General features: G+C 57.9%; 5 protein-coding genes. 2 read left to right on the top strand and 3 right to left on the bottom strand.

Features of this window, described 5'->3' with window-relative positions:
• The first annotated feature begins 437 nt into the window (after positions 1 to 437).
• Positions 438 to 797 carry a DUF6124 family protein gene (locus tag QMX98_RS30240; RefSeq protein ID WP_282411852.1) on the top strand — a complete coding sequence of 120 codons (360 nt, stop codon included), beginning with the start codon at positions 438 to 440 and terminating at the stop codon, positions 795 to 797.
• 183 nt (positions 798 to 980) lie between these two features.
• On the opposite strand, the gene QMX98_RS30235 is transcribed toward QMX98_RS30240, so the two are convergent.
• The 3 genes from QMX98_RS30235 to metE form a co-directional block, all read right to left on the bottom strand.
• Complete coding sequence (locus QMX98_RS30235) at positions 981 to 2000, bottom strand: alpha/beta hydrolase (protein WP_282411851.1); 1020 nt, start codon at positions 1998 to 2000, stop codon at positions 981 to 983.
• Positions 2001 to 2148: 148 nt separating this feature from the next.
• The gene (locus QMX98_RS30230) at positions 2149 to 3591 is read right to left on the bottom strand and encodes a hypothetical protein (RefSeq protein WP_282411850.1); all 1443 of its coding nucleotides are present in this window, start codon (positions 3589 to 3591) and stop codon (positions 2149 to 2151) included.
• Positions 3592 to 3991: 400 nt separating this feature from the next.
• Positions 3992 to 6304 (bottom strand): 5-methyltetrahydropteroyltriglutamate--homocysteine S-methyltransferase, encoded by a 2313-nt coding sequence (gene metE / locus QMX98_RS30225; protein WP_282411849.1) that lies wholly within the window; start codon positions 6302 to 6304, stop codon positions 3992 to 3994.
• A gap of 107 nt (positions 6305 to 6411) precedes the next feature.
• Between metE and metR the strand changes: the two genes are divergently transcribed.
• The gene (metR, locus tag QMX98_RS30220; RefSeq protein ID WP_221107237.1) at positions 6412 to 7329 is read left to right on the top strand and encodes a transcriptional regulator MetR; all 918 of its coding nucleotides are present in this window, start codon (positions 6412 to 6414) and stop codon (positions 7327 to 7329) included.
• Positions 7330 to 7399: the final 70 nt, after the last annotated feature.

Genomic DNA, 7399 nt, shown 5'->3' with positions numbered 1-7399 from the left:
CGATTGCGGTCTGACATTCAACATTGATGTTGACTGATACACCGCCATCGCGAGCAGGCTCACTCCTACAGGGATCGGGGGTGTTTGGGAGGGGGTGTTTAGTTCTGTTTAAGGTTACTTCCTGAAAGCTACAGCGCCTTGCGCCGTCGCCTACAACAACGTCAGAATCCGCTGGCTTGTGCGCCTGGGGGCCTGTCGGTAACTTGGTCCTGTCACTGATTTCCAGTGATCGGGTTTAGTAGCCCGGCCTTTCCAATCCGGACGTACATGCGACATATAGTCAGGCATTCGCCTGCACTTAATGGTAGCTGTGCGCATGGCGTCCTCGGACGCGCCGGTTTTGGATTGGTGGCCGGTCTACTAACTTGCGCACAGCTGCCACCCTTCCGTTTAGTAGCGAGACAGGTTGCGGCTCTATTAACAGGAGTACCAATCCAATGTTCAAGATCACACCAAATCCCCCGGAAACCGACGACGTCTCCCCCTACGAAACCCCAGACTCCAAAAAACTCAACGAAGCCGCCGACCGCGCCCTCGATTTCTACCTCAAACCGGTCATTCCCAAAGACACCCCACGCAAACCCAGCACCATCTACACCATCGCCCTCGACATCGATCAAGAAACCCTGCTGGCCAACGCCTGTGAATCCCTGGCGTCAGCGAGCGTGATGCTGAGTGATTTCGCCGGGTTGCTGGAAGGCCCGCAGCGCAACACCGTGCTGGGCATTCAGCAGTCCGTCATGCTGGGTGAACTGGCGGTGAACCGGATGCTGGATAACTTCGTTCCATCGACATAACTCGACTGGAGTGAGGCGCTTTTGTGGCGAGGGAGCTTGCTCCCGCTCGGCTGCGCAGCAGTCGTAAAACCGGCCAATGTGGCTTGCCTGATACACCGCATGCGCAGGATTGGGGCCGCTTCGCAGCCCAGCGGGAGCAAGCTCCCTCGCCACAGGGTTTTGTCCCACAGTTGGATTTGGGGGTTACAGGAGGTTCGGAGTGGGCACCGGATCGATCTGTGCCCAATGCGAAGTGTCTTCGCGGTGGGCCTGCAAATACGGCAACACCGCCGCCAGCAACGGCGCCTTGAACGCTTCCTGGAATCGATGCGCCAACCCCGGAATCAGCTTCAACTGACTGCCACGAATGTGCGCCGCCAAGTGCACGCCATGCATCACCGGCAACAGCGGATCCGCCGTGCCGTGAACCACCAGCGTCGGCACGCGCAATTGGTTAAGCAGCGCCACACGACTGCGCTCGGCGAGGATCGCCATGATCTGGCGCTTCACGCCCTCCGGGTTGAACGCCCGGTCATAGGACAACGCCGCCTGATGCAGCAACGCTTGCCGATCATCACTGACGGTCGGGCTGCCCAGCGCTGCCAGCAAATCGGCCTGCTGTTCCAGCGCCACTTCGCGATTCGGCGCGCTGCGCCGCGACAACAGCTGCACCAACGCCGCACTCGGCGCCGGCAAGCCTTCGGCCCCGGAACTGGTCATGATCAGGGTCAGGCTCTCGACCCGTTGCGGCGCCATCGCCGCCATGTGCTGGGCAATCATCCCGCCCATGCTCGCGCCCAAGACGTGAAACTGCTCAACCTTCAACGCATCCATCAGGCCAAAGGCGTCGTCCGCCATGTCGGTCAGGGTGTACGGCGCCGCCACCGGCAGACCGAGTTTGTAGCGCAGCACTTCGAAGGTCAGGTTGGCGTCGGCGGGCGTTTGCCGCCAGGTCGAGAGGCCGACGTCGCGATTGTCATAACGAATCACCCTAAAACCCTGCTGACACAGCGCGACCACCACCTCGTCAGGCCAGTGAATCAACTGCCCGCCCAGGCCCATCACCAGCAACAACGCCGGGTCGGACGCACGGCCGATGCTCTGGTACGCCAGGCTCACCTGCGCCAGATCGGCCTGTTGGATGGGAACATTGACATCGCAACGAGACGCCGCCAACGACGGCAGGCCAAACAACAGCAAGGCCAGAAAAATGAATGCACGCATGAAAAAACACCGAAACGCAGAACCCCAGTAGAGCGCGAGTCTGATGAAGTTTGATCAAGCGCGCTGCCACAGTTACGTGACAGTTTGATGAAGATTGCCGAGCGGTCGTATCCGTCCCCTCCCCGGGTAAGGGGCTTGACGCGATGACCTAGGGAATTGCGAGCCTCAGAACGTGTGAAAACATCAACGGGGTGACGCCAGCGGTGCTTTTAACCGAGTAATTGATCAAGACTGTACGGCCCCGATTTTCATCAAACCAGCTTTGCGCAATGGTGAACCTATTGGCTACGTTTGAATTCACCGCTTGCCACTCCGTCTCGCGCGTGACGCTTCCCGTCCAGCGAACCCGGACTTGATATCCAGCGTCACCACCAAAATTCACCGTGACCGTACTACTGGAAATAGTGGGTTCCGGCAATATGAGCGTTTGGGGCTCTATAAAAAGTGTCAACTTCTTCGATTCCTCCGTTGCGCCTCCAGGCACCTCTTTCACGGAGTAATTTACTTCTACGGATAACCCGATATTGTCCAGCACCTCTAATTTTGGAATTCTTACTATTCTTTCCCCGGGCGGGTCACCGACTTCAATAACGGGACTGTTGTACCTGACCCTGCCATTCCACCGAACCATCAGCGAATTAATACCCGCCATACCTGGGTAGTGAGGGATGACAACATCCAGACCACTATCATTATAAATATCACTGATCCTTAGACGCTCACCCGCGGCGTCATAGGTTTTTGGCACAGAAGGTTTTTCCCTTTCTGGATCCGGAATTTCAGGCAGCACCGCCTGATCGCTTGAAAAATACTCGAACTTGGCCTTGGCTGAATAGCTTGCCGGCAAGGTCAGGCGAATAATCGGCACCACAAGCCCTGAGGTTTTATCAAAGTATTTTTTCTGGTCTATTTTTGCGTTTTCCACGCCCGCGCCAACATAAAAAAAAGCCTGGATGGGGATCTTTTTTGGATCTGATTCCGGCCAAGCCTTAATTCTAAGTTCATTGTGATCCGCAATCGCCTGTTGTGGAATCAGTTGTGCTCGTAATCGGATACCCTCGTTGAAAGCGGTCACGGCTTCGGCATTCAAGTCGGATGTCACCATGAGCGAACAGGAGTAAGCATTGGGCCTGGCACTTCCAGCCGGGGTCCGATAATGTGCGAGCCATTGTTCCGCAGTAACAACCCCTTGTTCTCGACAAGGTCTACTGGCCTCGGGATATGGATAAGTAACAATACTGTCTCGACAGCCAAATTTACCTGGAGCATTCCTGTAAAACGTTGCGCCATCCAAAGGGTAATAGCATTTTACCTCTAACTTCAACTTGTCCGCAGGCATGCCAATGACAGGAAAAAATATAAAACCATTAGTACCCCGCCAAGGCGTCCCTGAAAAATTCGAGTCCGCCCTCAAGTAAGAAAATGATACAGCGTCCGTCGTTCTCGAAAAATCACTATGTTCCCACGGATCATAATTAGCACTGGTCTTGGTTATTCTTAATATCACACCCGTACAAAGAAATGCAGGCGAAGTTGTGGTTCCACAATTGGCACGATTATCATTGTATCGATGAGTCAGATTTTCAGCCACGCTCTCTCCCGACCGATCACGGGAGCGTTCAATATGCCCCATCGTCCAATCAGTAGATTGCCCTGTACATCCAAACAAAAGCACGCAATTTATAGCGAGCAGCCATAATGACGGTTTAACTACTCCGCGGAGCTTTCTACAAACATACAAATATAGCCATCTCATTCCGATATCTCTAAGCTCCCGAGTTGTTTGTCAGTAGACGTAATAACCCTGACTACGCCAACTGTCAGATCTGACAGGTTTTTCTCGAGAAGCTAGATCAATTCAAAATAGATTCAACAACACTTATAACCAATACGTGGCATCGTATTGGACAACCGAGTGGGCCCTATAAGAAACCCGCTGCCATTGCGGTTCAGCGGGTTTGGTTTTTTAGTGCGCCTGATGAACTCAGAATTTATGCCAGTACGTTACGCAACTGCCTTGCCGCCGCCACCATATTGACCAACGCCGCCTCGGTCTCCGGCCACGCCCGGGTCTTCAGACCGCAATCCGGGTTCACCCACAATCGCTCGGCCGGAATGCGCTTCACGGCTTTGCTCATCAACTTGACCATCTCGGCCGTGTCCGGCACTCGTGGCGAGTGGATGTCGTAGACGCCCGGCCCGATGTCGTTCGGGTAGTCGAACGCTTCGAAGGCCTCGAGCAATTCCATGTCCGATCGCGAGGTTTCGATGGTGATCACGTCGGCATCCATCGCCGCGATGGACTCGATCACGTCGTTGAATTCGCTGTAGCACATGTGGGTATGGATCTGGGTTTCGTCGCGCACGCCGGAGGCGCTCAAGCGGAAGGCTTCCACCGCCCAGTCCAGGTATTCCTGCCATTGCGCCCGACGCAGCGGCAAGCCTTCGCGGAACGCGGCTTCGTCGATCTGCACGATCTTGATGCCGGCGTTTTCCAGGTCTACCACTTCATCACGCAGGGCCAACGCCAACTGCTGCGCCTGGATTTTGCGCGAGACGTCTTCGCGCGGGAACGACCACATCAGCATGGTCACGGGACCGGTGAGCATGCCTTTCATGACCTTGTCGGTCAGGCTTTGCGCATAGGTGATCCAGTCGACGGTCATGGCGTTCGGACGGCTCAGGTCGCCGTAGATGATCGCCGGTTTGACGCAGCGCGAACCGTAGCTCTGCACCCAGCCGAAACGGGTGAACAGGTAGCCGTCCAGTTGCTCGGCGAAGTACTCGACCATGTCGTTGCGCTCGGCTTCACCGTGCACCAGCACGTCCAGGCCCAGGCGTTCCTGGACTTGCACGGCGTGACGGATTTCGCTGTGCATGGCGTCGGTGTAATCGTTGGCCGACAGCTTGCCTTGCTTGAACGCCTGGCGGGCCAGACGGATCGAACCGGTCTGCGGAAAAGAGCCGATGGTGGTGGTCGGGAATGCCGGCAGTTTCAGCCGAGCGCGTTGCTGCTCGATGCGTTTGGCGAACGGCGAGTGACGTTGGCTGTCCGCTGCGCTGATCGCATTGATGCGTGCCTGCACGTGGGCTTTATGGATACGCGGCGACTCGGCGCGGCTCGTCTGAATCACTCGGCTCTGGGCCAGAGCCGCTTGTACTTTGGGCGATTGCGGGTCGTTCAGGGCATCGCGCAGCACGGCGATTTCACCGCACTTCTGCACGGCGAAGGCCAGCCAGCTTTTCAGTTCAGGATCGAGTTTGTCTTCCCGTTCCAGGTCCACCGGGCTGTGCAGCAGCGAGCAGGAACTGCTGACCCACAGGTTGTCGCCAAAGCGCTCTTGCGCCGGTTGCAGTTGCGCGAGCACTTGCTCCAGTTCGCAACGCCAGACGTTGCGACCGTTGACCAGGCCCACCGAAAGAATCTTGTAGGTCGGCAGACGGTCCAGCACCTGACCGAGTTGATCCGGCGCCCGCACTGCGTCGATGTGCAGGCCTTGCACCGGCAGGCCGACTGCCAGGCCGAGGTTGTCTTCCAGGCCACTGAAGTAGGTCGCCACGAGCTTTTTCAGCGGCGAGTATTGAAGGATGTGGTAAGCGCGCTCGAAGGCGTTTTTCCAGGCTTGCGGGAGGTCGAGGGTCAGGATCGGTTCGTCGATCTGTACCCATTCCACGCCTTGGGCGGCGAGGCGGCCGAGGATTTCACCGTAGATCGGCAGCAGGCGTTCGAGCAGGTCGAGCTTGTCGAAGTCGTTGCCTTTGGCCTTGCCCAGCCACAGGTACGTCAGCGGGCCGATGATGACGGGTTTGACGTTGTGGCCGAGGGCCTTGGCTTCGTCGACCTCGTCGAACAACTGTTCCCAGCTCAGTTTGAACTGTTGGTCAGCTGTGAATTCCGGGACCAGGTAGTGGTAGTTGGTGTCGAACCACTTGGTCAGCTCCTGGGCATATTGGGCCTGGGTGTGTTCGCCACCGCAGCAGGCCGCCGTGGCGCCTCGGGCCATGGCGAACAGGGTGTCGAGGGTCGGCAGGCCGCGCGCATCCTTGGCACTGTCGAAACGCTCGGGGATCACGCCGAAGGTCAGGGAATGGGTCAGCACCTGGTCGTACCAGGCGAAGTCGCCGACGGGCAGCAGGTCGATGCCGGCGTCTTTCTGCAACTGCCAGTGGGTGGCGCGCAATTGGCGGCCGACGTTTTTCAGCGCGTCCTGATCGAGGTCGCCCTTCCAGTAGGATTCGAGGGCTTTTTTCAGTTCGCGGTCAGCGCCGATGCGCGGAAAACCAAGTGTGTGGGCCAGAGCCATGGTGAATTTCTCCCTGTAAAAGATGGCGCTATTGTCGACAGCCAACCCAACATGAGACAAACTCAACCTTTTCGTGTTGATCACAAGTTTTCCTCATGGAGCCCCCGGTGCTTGAAATCCGCCACCTGAAGACCCTGCACGCCTTGCGCGAAGCCGACAGCCTGGTCGATGCCGCCGACCGTCTGCACCTGACCCAATCGGCCCTGTCCCACCAGTTCAAGGAACTGGAGGAGCGCATGGGCATGCCGTTGTTCGTGCGCAAGACCAAACCGGTGCGGTTCACCAGCGCCGGGTTGCGCCTGCTGCAACTGGCCGACGCGACCCTGCCGCTGCTGCGCGGTGCCGAACGCGATATCGCGCGGTTGGCGGGCGGCACCGCGGGCCGTTTGCACATGGCAATCGAGTGCCACAGTTGCTTCCAGTGGCTGATGCCGACCATCGATCAGTTCCGCGATGCCTGGCCGGAAGTCGAGCTGGACCTGGCTTCGGGCTTCTCCTTCGCCCCGCTGCCGGCCCTGGCCCGTGGCGATCTGGATTTGGTGGTGACCTCCGATCCGCTGGAACTGGCCGGGATCACCTACGTGCCGTTGTTCACCTATGAAGCGATGCTCGCGGTGGCCAATCAGCACCGTTTGGCGAACAAGGCCTACATCGTGCCGGAAGACCTGCTCACGGAAACGCTGATCACCTACCCGGTGGAACGCGACCGGCTGGACATCTTCACCCGTTTCCTGGAACCGGCCGACATCGAACCGGCGCAGGTCCGCACCTCGGAACTGACGGTGATGATGATGCAGTTGGTCGCCAGCGGACGCGGCGTCTGCGGGATGCCCCATTGGGCGCTGCATGAATACAGCTCGCGGGGTTACGTGAAGGCCAAGCGGCTGGGCGACAAAGGATTGTTTGCGACGCTGTATGCGGGGATTCGTGCGGACATGCTGGATGCGCCGTACATGCGCGACTTCTTGCTGACGGCCAAGGACACATCGTTCTCGACACTCGACGGCGTCAGCGCAGTCCGCTGACACACCGCAACCGCTGTAGGAGCGAGGCTTGCCCGCGAAGGCGGTGTATCAGCCAAGTAGATATCGACTG

Source organism: Pseudomonas sp. PS02303 (assembly GCF_029959925.1).
Taxonomy (GTDB): domain Bacteria; phylum Pseudomonadota; class Gammaproteobacteria; order Pseudomonadales; family Pseudomonadaceae; genus Aquipseudomonas; species Aquipseudomonas mandelii.
The sequence above is the reverse complement of the archived record's forward strand: the minus strand, read 5'-3'. Positions and strand labels throughout refer to the sequence as shown.